Genomic DNA, 15054 nt, shown 5'->3' with positions numbered 1-15054 from the left:
GCCTCCTCGCTTGTGCCGTCGGGTCACCCGGGCGTCGCTCGGAGCATGCGAGGCCGGCCGTTCAGTCATCTCGCGGCTGAGCGACCGCGCGCCTTCTTCCATCCGGACTGTCACCGTCGGCTCCGGAATCACACCGGATCTGCCCCGGGGGGCTCGCGGGCTCTACCGCCGGTCGGGGATTGCACCCTGCCCCGAAAGCGCCGGTGCCAGCCTACCAGCGCAGCCGCCGCCCACCGCGTGGCGGCCCCGGGCGTCAGGACCGGCGGGTGAAGGCCGCGACGTACATGCCGTCGACGCCGTCGGCGTCGGGGGTGAGCTGCACCCCGGGGTCGCCGGCCTGGGCCGGGGCGCCGAGCACGGCGGACAGGTCCGCGGGCGCGAACCGGTCGCCGTGGGCGGCGAGGAACGCGGTGGTGACCTCGACGGTCTCGGCCGCCGGCCACGTGCAGGCGCTGTAGACGAGGCGCCCGCCGGGCCCCACGAGCGTCGACGCGGACTCGAGCAGCCGCAGCTGGAGCTCCCCGAGCCGCCGCGGGTCTCCGGGAGCCCGCCGCCAGCGCAGCTCCGGGCGCCGCCGCACGACGCCGAGGCCGGTGCACGGCGCGTCGACGAGCACCGCCTCGAACGACCCGGGCCGCCACGGGGGGACGGCGGCGTCCGCCACGGCGACCCGGACCCGCTCGGCGAGGGCGAGGTGCCGCGCCGCCTTCGCGACGAGCGCCGCCCGGGTGGGCCGCAGGTCGGTCGCGATGACGTGCGCGCCGAGCTGCGCGAGGTGGGTGCTCTTGCCTCCGGGGGCGGCGCACGCGTCGAGCACCGTCCAGTCGGCAGGTACCCGCTCGCCCGCGTCGAGGACGGTCTCGACGAGCGCGCGAACGACGAGCATCGAGGCCTCGTCCTGGGGGGTCGCACGGCCCTCGGCGACGGCGGCGACGGCGCCCGGGTCCGCGCCGGGCACCCGCACCGCTTCCGGCGCGCGCCCGCCGGGCTGCGCGTCGTACCCGGCCGCTCGCAGCTCGGCGACGAGCGCGTCGCGGTCGCCGACCGCGCGCAGCGTAAGGCCGGGCGCGGCGTTGCCCGCTTCGAGCACCGCCTCGGCACGGCTGCCGAAGCGCCGGCGTGCCTCGGCGACGGCCCACGCGGGATAGGCCAGTCGCAGGGCGAGCCCCTCGTCGCCCGCGGGCCATGGCAGCGCCGGGGCCTTGCGTGCCAGGGCTCGCAGCACCCCGTTGACGAACCCGGTCGCCCGCGCGCCGACCTCGGCACGGGCCAGCTCCACCGACGTGCCGACCGCCGCCCGGTCGGGGACGTTGCCTTGCAGCAGCTGCCAGGCGCCGACACGCAGCACGTCGAGCACCTCGGGCTCGATGTCGGCGAGCGGCCGGCGCACGACGTGGGAGAGCGCCCAGTCGAGCGTGCCCTCCCAGCGCAGGGTCGAGTAGGCGAGGTTCGCGGCGAAGGCGCGGTCGCGGTCACCGAGCCGGCCGCTGCGCAGCGCCGCGGCGACCGCCGGCGGCGACCAGGCCCCCTCGGCGTGAACCCGGCGCACCGCCCGCCACGCCGCCCGCCGCGAGGCGAGCCCGATCCCGCCCCCGGCCGCGTCCGGCGTGTCGGGGGCCGGCGTGGCGTCAGCCAAGTCGCTGCCCGCCCGGACGGTAGCCGTTGGCGAAGTCCGCCCCGCTCATCCGCGGCCTGCCCGCCGGCTGCACCTCGTCAAGGCGCAGCGCGCCCGACGCACAGGCCACGACCGGCCCCTCGCCGGTCACGGTGACGACCCCTGGGTCGCCGGAGCCCTCCACGGGGATCGCACGGTGCACCTTCAGGCGCTCGCCGGCGAAGGTGGTGTGCGCCCCGGGGACGGGGTTGAACGCCCGGACGGCGTTGTGGAGCGCGACGGCGTCCCCCCGCCAGTCCAGCCGGGCGTCGTCGGGGTTGATCTTCGGCGCGTACGTCGCCCGGTCGTGGTCCTGCGGCATCGGGTCGATCGACCTGTCGACGAGCCCGCGCACCGCGGCGACGAGCAGGGGCGCGCCGATGCGCGCCAGTCGTGCGGTCAGCTCACCGGCGGTCTCCCCCTCGTGGATCGCCGTGCGTTCGGCGAGCAGGACCGGCCCGGTGTCCATGCCCGCCTCGAGCACGAAGCAGGTCACCCCCGTCTCCGTGTCGCCGTGCAGGATCGCGTGGGCGACGGGCGCCGCGCCCCTCCACGCGGGCAGCAGCGAGAAGTGGAGGTTGACGAAGCCCGCCCCTCCGGCGGCGAGCACGTCCTCGGGCAGCAGCGCGCCGTAGGCAACGACGGCACAGGCGTCGACGTCGAGCCGCCGAAGGTCGTCGCGCACCTCACGCGCCTTGACCGGCTGCCACACGGGGATGCCGGCATCCTGGGCGGCGGTCTTCACCGGTGAGGGTGTGAGCTTGTAGCCGCGGCCGGCGGGGCGGTCGGGGTTGGTCACCACGGCGGCGACCTCGACGGCGGGGTCGTCGACGAACGCCGTGAGCGCGGGCACGGCGGGCGCCGGGGTGCCGAAGAAGGCTATCCGCACCGGCCCGCCGCTCACGAGCCGAGGCGTGGTCGGTCCACGCCTAGACCGCCGGCCGGTCAGAGGCCGCCGCACGGGCAGCCGCACCGGGGTCGTCGAGCTCGCCCGAACGTATGCGGCGCATCGCGTCCTTGCGGTCGTGGCGGGCGAGATGGTCGATGAAGAGGATGCCGTTGAGGTGGTCGATCTCGTGGAGGAACATGCGCGCGACGATGCCCTCACCTGTTCGTTCGAGCGCCTCGCCGTGGACGTCACGGGCCGTGATCCGCGCCCACAGCGGGCGCTTGGTGGGGTAGAACAGCCCGGGGAAGGACAGGCAGCCCTCCTCGCCCTCCTGGACCTCCTCGGAGGTCTCGAGGACCTCCGGGTTGACGTAGACGCCCCGGTCGACCGCGGACTCCTCGTGGTGCAGCTCGAAGGCGAACAGCCGCTTCAGCACCCCGACCTGGTTGCCCGCTATCGCCGCTCCGGCGGCGGCACGCAGCGTGTCGAGCATGTCGTCGGCCAACCGCGCGAGCGCCTCGTCGAACCGGGTCACCTCCGCGGCGCGCTCGCGGAGGATCGGGTCACCGAAGATGCGGATCGGCAGAACGGCCATGGGTGGCTTTCCCTCTCCTCAGGTGCTCACGGGGTCGACGTCGATGCGGACCCGTCGCCCCGCCTTAGCCCAGGCGTGGCGGAGCGGCTTCAAAGCGTCAAGCGTGCCACGCAGCGACGGGGTCTTCACGAGCAGGACGCCCTGGAGGTCCGGGCCGAGCACCTCCGCCCCGTCCGGCAGGCCCGTCCGCAGCTCCTCGGCGACCGCCGGAGCGTCGCCCGCAGCGGTGACGCGCACGAGTGAGGTGTGCGGTGGGTAGCGCAGCGCCCGGCGGCGCTCGGACTCGCCCACCCAGTAGCCCTCGGGGTCCCACCGCACGAGCCCCTGCACCGCGGGATGCGTGGGCTCGCGGGTCTGCACGACGATGCGCCGCGTCCACCGCCCGACTGCGAGCCACAGCCGCAGGGCGTCCTCACCCGCGTCGAGGCTCGCCCGGTTCACCATCGCGTCGGCGTCGGGCAGCACGACCACGTCGGCCGCCAGGCCGGCGAGCCAGGCGGGGTGCGCGACGACGCTGCCCCGGGTCATCACCGCGATCGCCGGGCGGGTGCGGGGCCCCGGCGCGTCGAACCCCTCCATGCGCACCACCTCGGCGTCGGGGTGACTGCGGGCGAGCTCCGCGGCGAAGCGCCCGGCGCCCGCCGCCAGCGGCGCGCTGCGGCGGTCACCGCAGTCGGGGCACGGGAAGGCGGGGCCCGCCCAGCCGCACGTCGCGCACTCCCAGGAGCCGGCGGACTCCTCGCCGCGGGCCACCCGCAGGGCGCTCTCGCAGACGGGGCAGCCGAGCCGGCGGCGGCAGCCGCGGCAGGCCAGGGCCGCCCCCTGCCCCCCGCGGGCCGCCAGCACGACGGCCGCGCCGCCGCTGCGGACCGTGTCGGTGAGGGCGCGCGCCGCACGCGCGGAGAAGCGGGCACGCCGGGAGCCCGGTCGCGGGTCGGCGAGGTCGACGACGTCGACGCGGGGCGCGCGCGCACGCTCGGTGCCCCGGTCGGCGGTGAGGAGGGTGACATGACGGGCCTCGAGGAGGCGCACGAGCGGGGCGCTCGCCAGGTCGGTGAGCAGCACACAGGTCGCGCCGGCCAGGCGCGCGCGGGCCAGGGCGACCTCGCGGGCGTGGTGGCGGGGGCTGCGCCGCTCCTTGTAGGCGGGGTTGGCCTCGTCGTCCACGATGACGAGGCCGAGGTCCCGGACAGGGGCGAAGACCGCCGAGCGCTCCCCGACCGCCACGCGCGCGTGGCCGCTGCGGGCTCGCAGGAAGGCGCGGAAGCGGCTCCGCTCGTCGCCGCCGCGCCAGTCCGCGCCGGCCTCCGCCGCCACCTCCAGCGCCGCGCTCGGCAGCGGGCTGGAGGGGTCGGGGCCGAGGACGACCGCCGCCCGCCCGGCGGCGAGGCAGCGGGCGACGAGGTCAGCGGCCATCGCGGCGCGGTCGTCACCGGGCAGCACGCGCCATGCGAACGCGGAGGGGTCGCGGCGGGGCAGCGCCGCGCTCGCCGCCCGGAGCAGGGCCGACGCGCCGTAGACGCGCCAGGCCGGTCCGGGGCACGGTGGCCGCGCCGCCGCGGGCGCGGGCTGCGCCTCCGGCCAGCGCAGCGCCTCCGCCTCGACGGCGGCGACGCGGGCCGGCAGCGCATGACGGAGCACGTCGGCGAGCGTGCCGGCATAACGGTCGGCGACCCACCGGTAGAGCCGGAGGTCGTCGGCGTCGAACCAGGTGACCTCGCCGACCACCGCGTCGAGCTCGCGGACGTTGTCGGCCTCGGTCCGGTCGACGACGTCGAGGACCCAGCCGGCGCGGCGCCGCCCAGCGAACGTGACGCGGACGCGCCGGCCCGGGACGACACGCATGCCGTCGGGGATCCGGTAGTCGAAGGGCCGGTCGAGGTGCGCCGGGGCGACGTCGACGATCACCCGCGCATACCGCGGGCCGGTCATGATCCCGGCTACGCGCCGGCGGCGGAGCGCAGGTCCTCGGCGCGGTCGGTGCGCTCCCAGCTGAACCCGTCGCGGCCGAAGTGCCCGTAGGTCGCAGTCGCGCGGAAGATCGGGCGGCGCAGATCGAGGTCGCGGATGATCGCGGCGGGCCGCAGGTCGAAGACCTCCTTCACGCCCGCGAGGATCTTGTCGGCGTCATGGGTCTCGGTGCCGAAGGTCTCGAGCGACATCGACACGGGGCGGGCGACGCCGATGGCGTAGGCGAGCTGGAGCTCGGCCCGCTCGGCGAGCCCCGCCGCGACGATGGTCTTGGCCACCCACCGGGCGGCGTACGCGGCGGAGCGGTCGACCTTGGTGGAGTCCTTGCCGCTGAACGCGCCCCCACCGTGGCGGGCCATGCCGCCGTAGGTGTCGACGATGATCTTGCGGCCGGTCACCCCCGCGTCGGCCTGCGGGCCCCCGAGCTCGAACTTGCCCGAGGGGTTCACGAGTGCCTCAGCCGGGTCCCAGTCGAGGCCGGGGGGGATCATCGGCTCGACGACGTGCTCGAGGAGGTCCGGCCGCAGAAGCGTGTCGGTGTCGACGTCGGGCTGGTGCTGGGTGGAGATGAGGATGCGTGAGATCCGCACGGGCCGCAGCCCCTCGTACTCGACGGTCACCTGCGTCTTGCCGTCGGGGCGCAGGTAGGGAACGACGCCACCCTTGCGGACCGCCGCGAGCCGTTCCGCGAGCCGGTGCGCGAGGTGGATCGGCAGGGGCATGAACGCGTCGGTCTCGGTGCACGCGAAGCCGAACATCATGCCCTGGTCGCCCGCGCCGAGCGCGTCGAGGTCGTCGCGCAGGTCCGCGTGCCGGGCCTCGTAGGAGGAGTCGACCCCCCCGGCGATGTCCGGCGACTGCTCGTCGATGGCGACCATGACGCCGCACGTGTCGCCGTCGAAGCCCGCCCCCGCGCGGTCGTAGCCGATCCCCTTGACGGTGTCGCGCGCGACGCGGGCGATGTCGACGTAGGTCTCGGTGCTGATCTCCCCCGCGACGACGACCATCCCCGTGGTCACGAGCGTCTCGCAGGCGACCCGGGCGGCGTCGGGGTTGGGGTCGCCCTCGAGGACCGCGTCGAGGACCGCGTCGGAGATCTGGTCGGCGACCTTGTCGGGGTGGCCCTCGGTGACCGACTCGGACGTGAACAGCCAGCGACGACTCATGGGTGGCGACAGTCCCTTCGTGCGACCACGACGGCTCAGGGCAGGAGTGTAGACGGCGGCCGGCCCGCTAGTCCGACCGTCCGGCGAGCAGCGCCTGGACCCGGTCGCAGATGAGCGCCGCAAGCTGCGCCTTCGTCGTGAGCGGCACCTCGGTGCGCTCGCCGTCGGCGGACAGCAGCAGCGCCCGGTTGGTGTCGACGTCGAAACCGGCGTCGGAGGCGTCGACCCGGTTGACGACGATGAGGTCGAGGCCCTTGCGGTGCAGCTTCTCCCGGCCGTGCTCCTCCGCGAGGGCCGTCTCCGCGGCGAAGCCCACGAGCACCTTGCCGCTCCCCTCCCGCCCGAGCTCGGCCAGGATGTCGGGCGTGCGCTCCAGGCGGACGGTGAGCAGCCGCTCCGACTCCTTCTTGACCTTCTCGGCCGCGCGCGTCACCGGCCGGAAGTCGGCGACGGCGGCGGCTTTGAGCACGACATCGGCCTTGTCGACGAGGCGGAGCACCGCCTCGCGCATCTCCTCGGCCGTCTCGACGTGGTGGACCGTGACGCCGGGAGGGTCGGCGAGCGCCGTCGGGCCGGCGACGAGGTCCACGACGGCGCCACGGCGGGCGGCCTCCTCCGCCAGGCGGTAGCCCATCTTGCCGCTCGAGCGGTTGCCGATGAACCGCACGGGGTCGAGGGGCTCGCGGGTCCCCCCGGCGGTCACGAGCACGCCGCGTCCGGACAGGGGCCCGGCGGGCGGGCGGAGCGCGGCGACCACGGCCGCGAGGATGTCGTCGACGTCGGCGAGCCGCCCCGGCCCGCTGTCCCCCCCGGCGAGCTCCCCCTCGGCGGGTCCGACGAGCCGGGCGCCGCGGACCCGCAGCACCTCCGCGTTCGCCTGCGTCGCGGGGTGCAGCCACATCTCCGTGTGCATGGCCGGTGCGACGACGACCGGGCACGTCAGGCACGCGAAGACCGACGAGACGAGGTCGTCGGCCAGCCCGAGGCTGAACTTGGCCAGGAGGTTGGCCGTCGCCGGGGCGAACACCGCCACGTCGGCCTCGCGGGCGAGGCGGACGTGGAGGATGCGGTGCGCGTCGGTGAAGACCCCGGTGTACGCCGGTCGTCCGGTCAGCCCCTCGAAGGTCGCGGGCCCGACGAACTCGGCGGCCCCCGCGGTGAGCACCGGCTGCACGGTCGCCCCCGCGCGGACGAGCGCGCGGGCCAGGGCCGCGGCCTTGTACGCGGCGATCCCGCCGGACACGCCGAGCAGGACGTGGCGACCCGCGAGCACCCCCTGCCGGCCGTCCGCGTCCATGCCCTGTCCGGTCACCTCGAGGCGGCCGAGCCGCGTCGGCCGCGAGCGCTGCCCAGGCGCGAGTCGCTCGCGCCGCCGTCAGCGATCCTCGTCCTCGCCCTCGGTGTCGAGGGAAAGGATCTGGGCCTCGCCCGCCTCCGCGCCGCCGAGCAGCTCCTCCGCGGTCTGCCGGGCGTCGCCCACCATCTGGACGACGATCTTGCCGGCGGCGATCTCCTCCAGGGCGATCGACAGCGGCTTGTTCGAGTCGACCTGCTCCACGAGCGGGGGCGTGTACTGCCCGAGGCCCTCGCCGAGGGAGTGGTAGTAGTTGTTGATCTCCCGAGCGCGGCGCGCGGCGAGGTGGACGAGCGTGTACTTGCTGTCCACCTTGTCGAGCAGATCGTCGATTCTGGCGATGACGGGCCCTCCTCTGCTAAGGACCTCCAAGTATACGAGCGATGGTGTCGGCTGCCGTGTCGACGTCGTCGTTGACGACGACGTGGTCGAACCAGCGGGCTTCGCCGAGCTCCGCACGCGCCGTGTGAAGTCGTGCGGCGATCGCGTCGGGGCTCTCGGTCCCACGGCTCTCCAAGCGCCGCCGCAGCGTCGCGAGGTCGGGGGGTGCGAGGAAGACGAGGGTCGCGTCGGGCAACCGGTCGCGGATCTGACGGGCGCCCTGGACGTCGATCTCGAGCACGACCGTGCGCCCTGCCCCCAGGGCGTCGCGCACCGGCCCGGCGGGGGTCCCGTAGCGCCAGCCGGAGAACTCCGCCCACTCGAGCAGGCCACCGTCGGCGACGAGCGTGTCGAAGGCTCCCGGCGACAGGAAGCGGTAGTGCACCCCGTCGACCTCGCCCGGCCGCCGCGGCCGGGTCGTCGCCGACACGGACAGGTCGAGGTCGGGAAGGCGTCGGCGCAGGGCGCGCACGACCGTGCCCTTGCCCACGCCGCTCGGACCGCTGATGACGCAGACGCGCCCGGCGCTCATGGAAGGGTCAGAGCGCGTCTTCCCGTCCGGATTCGAACTCGGTGAGCAGCCGCTCACGCTGGTTGCCGCCGAGCCCCCGCAGCCGGCGGGACGGGGAGATGTCGAGCCGCTCCATGAGCTTGCGGGCGCGCACCTTGCCGAGGCGGGGCATGGCCTCGAGCACCGCTGCGACCTTCGTCTTGCCCACCACCTCGTCGGCGTCGGCGCGCCGGAGGACCTCCCGGAAGTCGATCTCCCCGGACTTCAGCTGGTGCTTCAGCTCGGCGCGGACCTTGCGCGCCTCGGCGGCCTTCTCGAGGGCCTGGCGGCGGGCCTCGTCATCCAACTCGGGCAGCGGCATGCGGCCTCCGGTTACTGCGGCTGTCGGGACTCTCGAGTGCGACGGCGGCTCCGTGTCGGCACCAGCGGGGGATGGAAGGCCCGCATCCTATCTGCACGACCACGGCGGTCAACGTGCAGCCCCTGTGCGGCCCCGCGCGGTGCGCCCGCGCCGCCAGGGCGGGGTCAGCCACGAAGGTCCTCCAGGACCGCGCGGGCCACGCCGCCCGGGTCGTCGGACTGCGTGAGGGCCCTGCCGACGACGAGATGGCTCGCCCCCGCCTCGCGGGCCTGCCGGGGGGTTGCGACGCGGGCCTGGTCGTGGTGGTCGCTTCCGGGCAGGCGGATGCCGGGCGTGACCACGAGTGCGGCCGCGCCGACCACCCGACGCACCGCGGCTGCCTCCACCGGAGCGCACACGATGCCGGCCGCGCCGGCCGCGCGCGCCATGGCGGCCAGGCGCGGCACCTGCTCCGCTGCCGGGGGCTGGCCGACCGCTGCGAGGGCGGCGTCGTCGAGGCTCGTGAGCACCGTCACGGCGAGCACGCGGACCCCCGGCGCGGCGTCCACGGCGGCGCCGACCATCGCGGGCCCGCCGGACGCGTGCACGGTCAGCAGGTCGATGCCCAGGCCAGCCGCGGCGGCCGCCGCCCGCGCCACCGTCGTCGGGATGTCGTGGAGCTTCAGGTCGAGGAACACCGGCGCGTGGGCCGCCGCGGCGGCCACCGCGGCGGGACCGTGGGCCGTGTAGGCCTCGAGGCCGACCTTGAGGTGGCCGACGTGCGGGCCGATCGTCGCCGCGAGCTTGCCGAGCAGGTCGAGGTCGGCGGTGTCGAGCGCCGCGATGAGCGGGTTCATGCCCCTCCCTCCACCGCGGCGACGCGGATGCCACCGAGCTGGAGCGCCCCGGTGAGGTCCGCGACGCTTGCGTAGCCGCGGGCGGCCATCCAGCGGGGCAGCTCGTCGAGCAGCTCCTGGCCGATGAGGGGGTTGGCGAAGTTGGCCGTGCCGAGGGCAACGGCGCTCGCCCCCGCGAGGAGGAACTCGACGACGTCGGGCACCGTCATGACCCCGCCCATGCCGATGATCGGCAGGTGGGGGTGGGCGCGGTGGATCTGGTGCACCGCACGGATCGCGACCGGCTTGATCGCCGGGCCGCTCAGGCCTCCGGTCACCGCGCCGAGCCGGGGCCGGGCGGTCTCCACGTCGATGGCCATGCCGAGCAGGGTGTTGATGACGCTCACCCCCGCTGCTCCCGCGGACTGCGCGGCCGCCGCGATCTCGGTGATGTCCGTGACGTCGGGCGTGAGCTTTGCGAACACCGGTACGTTCGACGCCCGGACCACCTGGGCGACCGCGTCGCGGGTGGCATCCGCCTTGCAGGCGAAGACGGTGTTGCGGTCCTCCACGTTCGGGCAGGAGATGTTCGCCTCTACGGCGATCACACCCGGCGCCCCGCGGAGGCGCTCGGCGACATGGCGGTACTCGGCCGTCGTCCTGCCGGCGATCGACACGATCGTCGGCACACCGTGGGCCTCCAGCCACGGAAGGTCCTCGGCGAGCCACCGGTCGATGCCGGGGTTCTGCAGCCCGATGGCGTTGAGCATGCCGCTCGGGGTCTCCGCCATGCGCGGCGTCGGCAGACCGAGGCGCGGCTCGAGGGTGAGCGACTTCACGACCACCGCGCCGAGCCGGGCCACGTCGTAGAAGCGGTGCATCTCCTGGCCGCTCGCGAAGCAGCCGCTCGCCGTGACGAGCGGGTTGGCCAGGACGAGGGGTCCGAGCGCGCAGGACAGGTCGACCTGGTCGGGCCGCAGGGGCGGCTGTGGGTCCACCGCCGCCGTCACGGGGCACGCACCGCGTCGGGTGACGCACCGCTGGGCCGGCCGACGCGGTCCCACCCGATGCGCGCGGCGTTGAAGACGGGTCCGTCGATGCAGGCCCGCAGGTTGTCCCAGCCGCCCTTGCGCCGATAGGGCAGCACGCAGGTCCAGCAGACCCCGACGCCGCAGGCCATGGCCTCCTCGACCGCCACCTGGCAGGGCACCTGCCGGCGGCGGGCGAGCCTGGCCACGGCGGCGAGCATCGCCATGGGGCCGCACGCGTAGATCACCTCGGCGCTCGAGCTGTCGAGAAGCTCGTCGAGCACGTCGGTGACGACGCCGCGGGTGCCGAGGGAGCCGTCCTCGGTGGTGAAGCGCGCGCTGGCGGACAGCCGCTTGGCCTCGATGGCGTTGAACACCCGCTCGGAGGTGGCGGCGCCGATGACCATGTCCGTCCGCAGACCCTGCTGCTGGAGACGCTGGGCGAGGTAGAGCAGGGGCGCCGCCCCGTAGCCGCCGCCGACGAGCAGGCAGCCGACGGGCTTCTGCGGGAGGGGGAAGGGCCGACCGAGCGGTCCGACGAGGTCGACGACGTCGTGCTTCGAGCGCTCTGCGAGCCACCGGGTCCCGACCCCGACGACGTCGAAGACGATCTCGACCGTTCCGGCCCACGGGCCGTGCTTGCTCACCGCGAACACCGAGAAGGGACGCCGCAGCAGCGCGCCGCTCGCGCCGACGGCCACGGAGACGAACTGGCCCGGCTCCGTGCGCTCGGCGATCTCCGGCGCGACGAAGGTGAGCGAGTGGTAGGCGCCGATGCGGCGGTACGCGAGGACCTCGCACATGCCACGCACCGGCCCCTCGCCCCGACCCTGGATGGAGGACGTCGTGCCGCGGCTGACGATGCTGCTGAAGCTCACGGGCCCTCCCCTCCGCCGGCGCCGGGCGCCGCCTCGGTGTGGCGCGTCACTCTAGTCCCGCCGCGCGGTTGCCCGCAGGTCCGCATCACGGTCTCCCGCCGGCCTGTCCGACCGTGTCACGGTGGTAGTCCTGCAGGCTCCGCACCCCGATCGCTCCCGCGCGCAGCGCCTCTATCCCCTGGATGGCGGCGAGGATGCCGGACAGGGTCGTCACGCACGGCACCCCGTGGCTGACGGCCGCGGTCCGGATCTCGTAGCCGTCCGCGCGCGGGCCCGAACCGGCCGGGGTGTTGAGCACGAGGTCGACCTGCCCGGCCTCGATGCGGTCGACGACGTTCGGGCTTCCCTCGCTGTACTTGCGCACGACCTCGGCCTGCACGCCGGCGCGCCGCAGGGTCTCCGCGGTCCCCTCGGTCGCGAGGACGGTGAACCCGAGCTCGGCGAGCCGCTTGATCGGGAAGATCATCGCCCGCTTGTCCCGGCTTGCGATCGACGCGAACACCGTGCCCTTGACGGGCAGCACCATCGCGCCGGTGCCCGCCTGGCTCTTGGCGAACGCGACGCCGAAGTCCGCGTCGATGCCCATGACCTCGCCGGTGGAGCGCATCTCCGGTCCGAGACGGGTGTCGACGCCGGGGAAGCGGTTGAACGGCAGCACCGCCTCCTTCACGGCGACGTGGCGCGGCAGCGGGCCGGTCACCATGTCGTGCTCGGGCAGCAGCCCCTCGCCGCGCAGCTCGGCGATCGTCGCGCCGACCATGACCCGGGCCGCCGCCTTCGCCAGCGGCACACCGGTGGCCTTCGACACGAACGGCACCGTGCGGCTCGCGCGCGGGTTCGCCTCGAGCACGAAGATCGCGTCGTCGCGGATGGCGAACTGGATGTTCAGCGGGCCGCGGGTCTGCAGCGCCCGCGCGATGGCCTCGGTGTACTCGCGCAGCTGGCGAAGCTGGCCCCGGCCGAGGGTGTAGGGCGGCAGGACGCAGGCGGAGTCCCCCGAGTGCACCCCCGCCTCCTCGATGTGCTCCATCACGCCCCCGACGAAGAGCTCCTCGCCGTCGAACACCGCGTCCACGTCGACCTCGACCGCACCCTCGAGGAAGCGGTCGACGAGGATGGTGCCCTCCGCCGCGTTGTCCCGCAGCCAGGCGTCGAGCTGCTCGTCGGTGTAGACGATCGCCATCGCCCGCCCGCCGAGGACGTACGAAGGCCGCACGAGCACGGGGTAGCCGATCCGGGCCGCCACCGCGCGCGCCTCCTCGAGCGTGCCCGCGACCCCGCCGTCGGGCTGGGGGATGGCGAGCTCGTCGAGCACCGCGTTGAACCGGCCCCGGTCCTCGGCGAGGTCGATCGCCTCGGGCAGGGTGCCGAGGATGCGCACGCCGGCCGCCTCGAGCGCGCGCGCGAGCTTCAGGGGCGTCTGGCCGCCGAGCTGGACGAGCACGCCCAGCTTGTCCCGGTCCCCGCCGACCGCGGCGAGCTCTGCGTCGTGCACGGCGAGGACGTCCTCGAGAGTGAGCGGCTCGAAGTAGAGGCGGTCTGCGGTGTCGTAGTCGGTGGACACCGTCTCGGGGTTGCAGTTCACCATGACGGTCTCGTAGCCGGCCGCCCGCAGGGCGAACACCGCGTGCACGCAGCAGTAGTCGAACTCGATGCCCTGCCCGATGCGGTTCGGCCCCGCGCCGAGGATGAGGATCCGGGAGGCGTCACTCGCCGCGACCTCCGTCTCCTCCTCATACGTCGAGTAGTGGTAGGGCGTGGCGGCGGGGAACTCGGCGGCGCAGGTGTCGACGGTCTTGTATACCGGCACGATCCCGAGGCTGCGGCGGCGCTGGCGCACCTCCGACTCGCTGCGGTCGCTCAGGGCGGCGATCGTCGCGTCGGAGATGCCGGCGCGCTTGGCGCGCCGCAGCATCCGCGGGTCGAGCCCCCTGGCGCGCAGCTCGGCGCGGAGCTCGACGATCTGCGCGAGCTGGTCGACGAACCAGGGGTCGTAGCCGGACAGCGCGGCTACCTCGGCGGGGTCCCAACCGCGCTCCAGGGCCGCGTCGACCTGATGGATCCGCTCGGCGGTGGGCGTTGCGAGCCCCTCGCGGGTGGGCTCGGCGCGACCGTCGAGCCCGGCGCCGCCGTCTTCGAGCGACCGCAGTGCCTTGCCGAGCGACTCCTTGAACGTCCGGCCTATGGCCATGACCTCCCCGACGCTCTTCATCCTTGTCGTGAGGACGGGATCGGCGTCGGGGAACTTCTCGAAGTTGAACCGTGGGATCTTCGTCACGACGTAGTCGATCGACGGCTCGAATGCGGCGAGCGTCTCGGCGGTGATGTCGTTGGGAATCTCGTCGAGGGTGTAGCCGACGGCGAGCAGCGCCGCGATCTTCGCGATCGGGAACCCGGTCGCCTTCGACGCGAGCGCCGACGAGCGGCTCACCCGCGGGTTCATCTCCACCACGGTCATGCGGCCGTCGACGGGGTTGACGGCGAACTGGACGTTCGACCCGCCGGTGGCCACGCCGACGCGGCGCATCACCGCGAACGCGGCGTTGCGCATCACCTGGTACTCCGCGTCGGACAGGGTCTGCGCGGGCGCCACAGTGATGGAGTCGCCGGTGTGCACGCCCATCGCGTCGACGTTCTCGATCGGACAGACGACCACCTGGTTGTCCGCGGCGTCGCGCATGACCTCCAGCTCGTACTCCTTCCAGCCGATGAGCGACTCGTCGATCTGGACCTGCCCGATCGGGCTCGCCTCGAGCCCCTCGGCCACGAGCCGGACGAAGTCGTCCTGGTCGCGGGCCATGCCGCTGCCCGCGCCGCCGAGGGTGAACGAGGCGCGCACGAGGACGGGAAAACCGAACCGGTCGGCGAGCTCCTGCGCCTCCGCCAGGCTCGTGGCCTGCCCGGACGCGGCGACGTCGAGGCCGATCTCACCCATCGCCGCCGAGAACGCACGACGGTCCTCGGCCACCCGGATCGCCTCCACCCCCGCGCCGATGAGCTCCATCCCGGCCGCGTCGAGCACGCCGGTCTCCGCGAGCCGCACCGCCACGTTGAGGCCCGTCTGGCCGCCGAGCGTCGGCAGGAGCGCGTCGGGGCGCTCGACCTCGATGACCTTGGTCACGAACTCCGGGGTGAGCGGCTCGACGTACGTCGCGTCGGCGAACTCCGGGTCGGTCATGATCGTCGCGGGGTTCGAGTTGACGAGCACGACGCGGTAGCCCTCCCGCCGGAGCACCTTGCACGCCTGCGCGCCGGAGTAGTCGAACTCGCTCGCCTGCCCGATGACGATCGGCCCCGAGCCGAGGACGAGGATCGTGTGGAGGTCGTCGCGGCGCGGCATCAGGTGTCGCCTCCATCGTCCCGGCTCTGGACGACTCGGGCCTCCTCGGGAGGGGGGCGTGTGCCCTGCTTCGGTCGCCTTACCCGCCCACCCTCCCGAGGAGGCCCGAGT

The 15054-nt window shown here is 74.5% G+C and carries 13 protein-coding genes and 1 riboswitch; all 13 genes read right to left on the bottom strand.

Going from position 1 to position 15054, the window contains the following annotated elements; translation table 11 throughout:
* Window positions 1-86: 86 nt before the first annotated feature.
* A riboswitch (FMN riboswitch) is annotated at window positions 87-203 on the bottom strand.
* A 50-nt stretch (window positions 204-253) separates the two neighbouring features.
* A complete protein-coding gene (locus VM324_08305; GenBank protein HVL99278.1) occupies window positions 254-1636 on the bottom strand; it encodes a transcription antitermination factor NusB in 1383 nt (460 codons plus the stop codon).
* Window positions 1629-2558 (bottom strand): methionyl-tRNA formyltransferase, encoded by a 930-nt coding sequence (gene fmt / locus VM324_08300; protein HVL99277.1) that lies wholly within the window; start codon window positions 2556-2558, stop codon window positions 1629-1631. Before fmt ends, VM324_08305 begins: the two co-directional genes overlap by 8 nt.
* A 25-nt stretch (window positions 2559-2583) precedes the next feature.
* Window positions 2584-3138 carry a peptide deformylase gene (gene def, locus VM324_08295; protein ID HVL99276.1) on the bottom strand — a complete coding sequence of 185 codons (555 nt, stop codon included), beginning with the start codon at window positions 3136-3138 and terminating at the stop codon, window positions 2584-2586.
* A gap of 18 nt (window positions 3139-3156) precedes the next feature.
* Entirely contained in the window at window positions 3157-5070 is a 1914-nt protein-coding gene (locus tag VM324_08290) for a hypothetical protein (protein HVL99275.1), read from the bottom strand.
* A gap of 8 nt (window positions 5071-5078) precedes the next feature.
* Window positions 5079-6275 (bottom strand): methionine adenosyltransferase, encoded by a 1197-nt coding sequence (metK, locus tag VM324_08285; GenBank protein HVL99274.1) that lies wholly within the window; start codon window positions 6273-6275, stop codon window positions 5079-5081.
* A gap of 67 nt (window positions 6276-6342) precedes the next feature.
* Entirely contained in the window at window positions 6343-7572 is a 1230-nt protein-coding gene (coaBC, locus tag VM324_08280) for a bifunctional phosphopantothenoylcysteine decarboxylase/phosphopantothenate--cysteine ligase CoaBC (protein HVL99273.1), read from the bottom strand.
* Window positions 7573-7650: 78 nt separating this feature from the next.
* Window positions 7651-8088 carry a DNA-directed RNA polymerase subunit omega gene (rpoZ, locus tag VM324_08275; GenBank protein ID HVL99272.1) on the bottom strand — a complete coding sequence of 146 codons (438 nt, stop codon included), beginning with the start codon at window positions 8086-8088 and terminating at the stop codon, window positions 7651-7653.
* Window positions 7988-8542 (bottom strand): guanylate kinase, encoded by a 555-nt coding sequence (gmk, locus tag VM324_08270; protein HVL99271.1) that lies wholly within the window; start codon window positions 8540-8542, stop codon window positions 7988-7990. The genes rpoZ and gmk overlap by 101 nt, the downstream gene beginning before the upstream one ends.
* Window positions 8543-8549: 7 nt before the next feature.
* On the bottom strand, window positions 8550-8882 hold the full coding sequence (gene mihF, locus VM324_08265) for an integration host factor, actinobacterial type (protein HVL99270.1): 333 nt from the start codon (window positions 8880-8882) through the stop codon (window positions 8550-8552).
* A gap of 164 nt (window positions 8883-9046) precedes the next feature.
* Window positions 9047-9718 carry an orotidine-5'-phosphate decarboxylase gene (pyrF, locus tag VM324_08260; protein HVL99269.1) on the bottom strand — a complete coding sequence of 224 codons (672 nt, stop codon included), beginning with the start codon at window positions 9716-9718 and terminating at the stop codon, window positions 9047-9049.
* Entirely contained in the window at window positions 9715-10707 is a 993-nt protein-coding gene (locus VM324_08255) for a dihydroorotate dehydrogenase (GenBank protein ID HVL99268.1), read from the bottom strand. The genes pyrF and VM324_08255 overlap by 4 nt, the downstream gene beginning before the upstream one ends.
* Complete coding sequence (locus VM324_08250) at window positions 10704-11603, bottom strand: dihydroorotate dehydrogenase electron transfer subunit (GenBank protein ID HVL99267.1); 900 nt, start codon at window positions 11601-11603, stop codon at window positions 10704-10706. Before VM324_08250 ends, VM324_08255 begins: the two co-directional genes overlap by 4 nt.
* 85 nt (window positions 11604-11688) lie before the next feature.
* Window positions 11689-14943, bottom strand: a complete 3255-nt coding sequence (carB, locus tag VM324_08245; protein ID HVL99266.1) for a carbamoyl-phosphate synthase large subunit — start codon at window positions 14941-14943, stop codon at window positions 11689-11691.
* Window positions 14944-15054 lie beyond the last annotated feature (111 nt).

The organism is Egibacteraceae bacterium (genome assembly GCA_035540635.1).
GTDB lineage: Bacteria > Actinomycetota > Nitriliruptoria > Euzebyales > Egibacteraceae > DATLGH01.
Note: the sequence above shows the minus strand (reverse complement) of the source record. Positions and strands in the feature narration are given on the sequence as shown.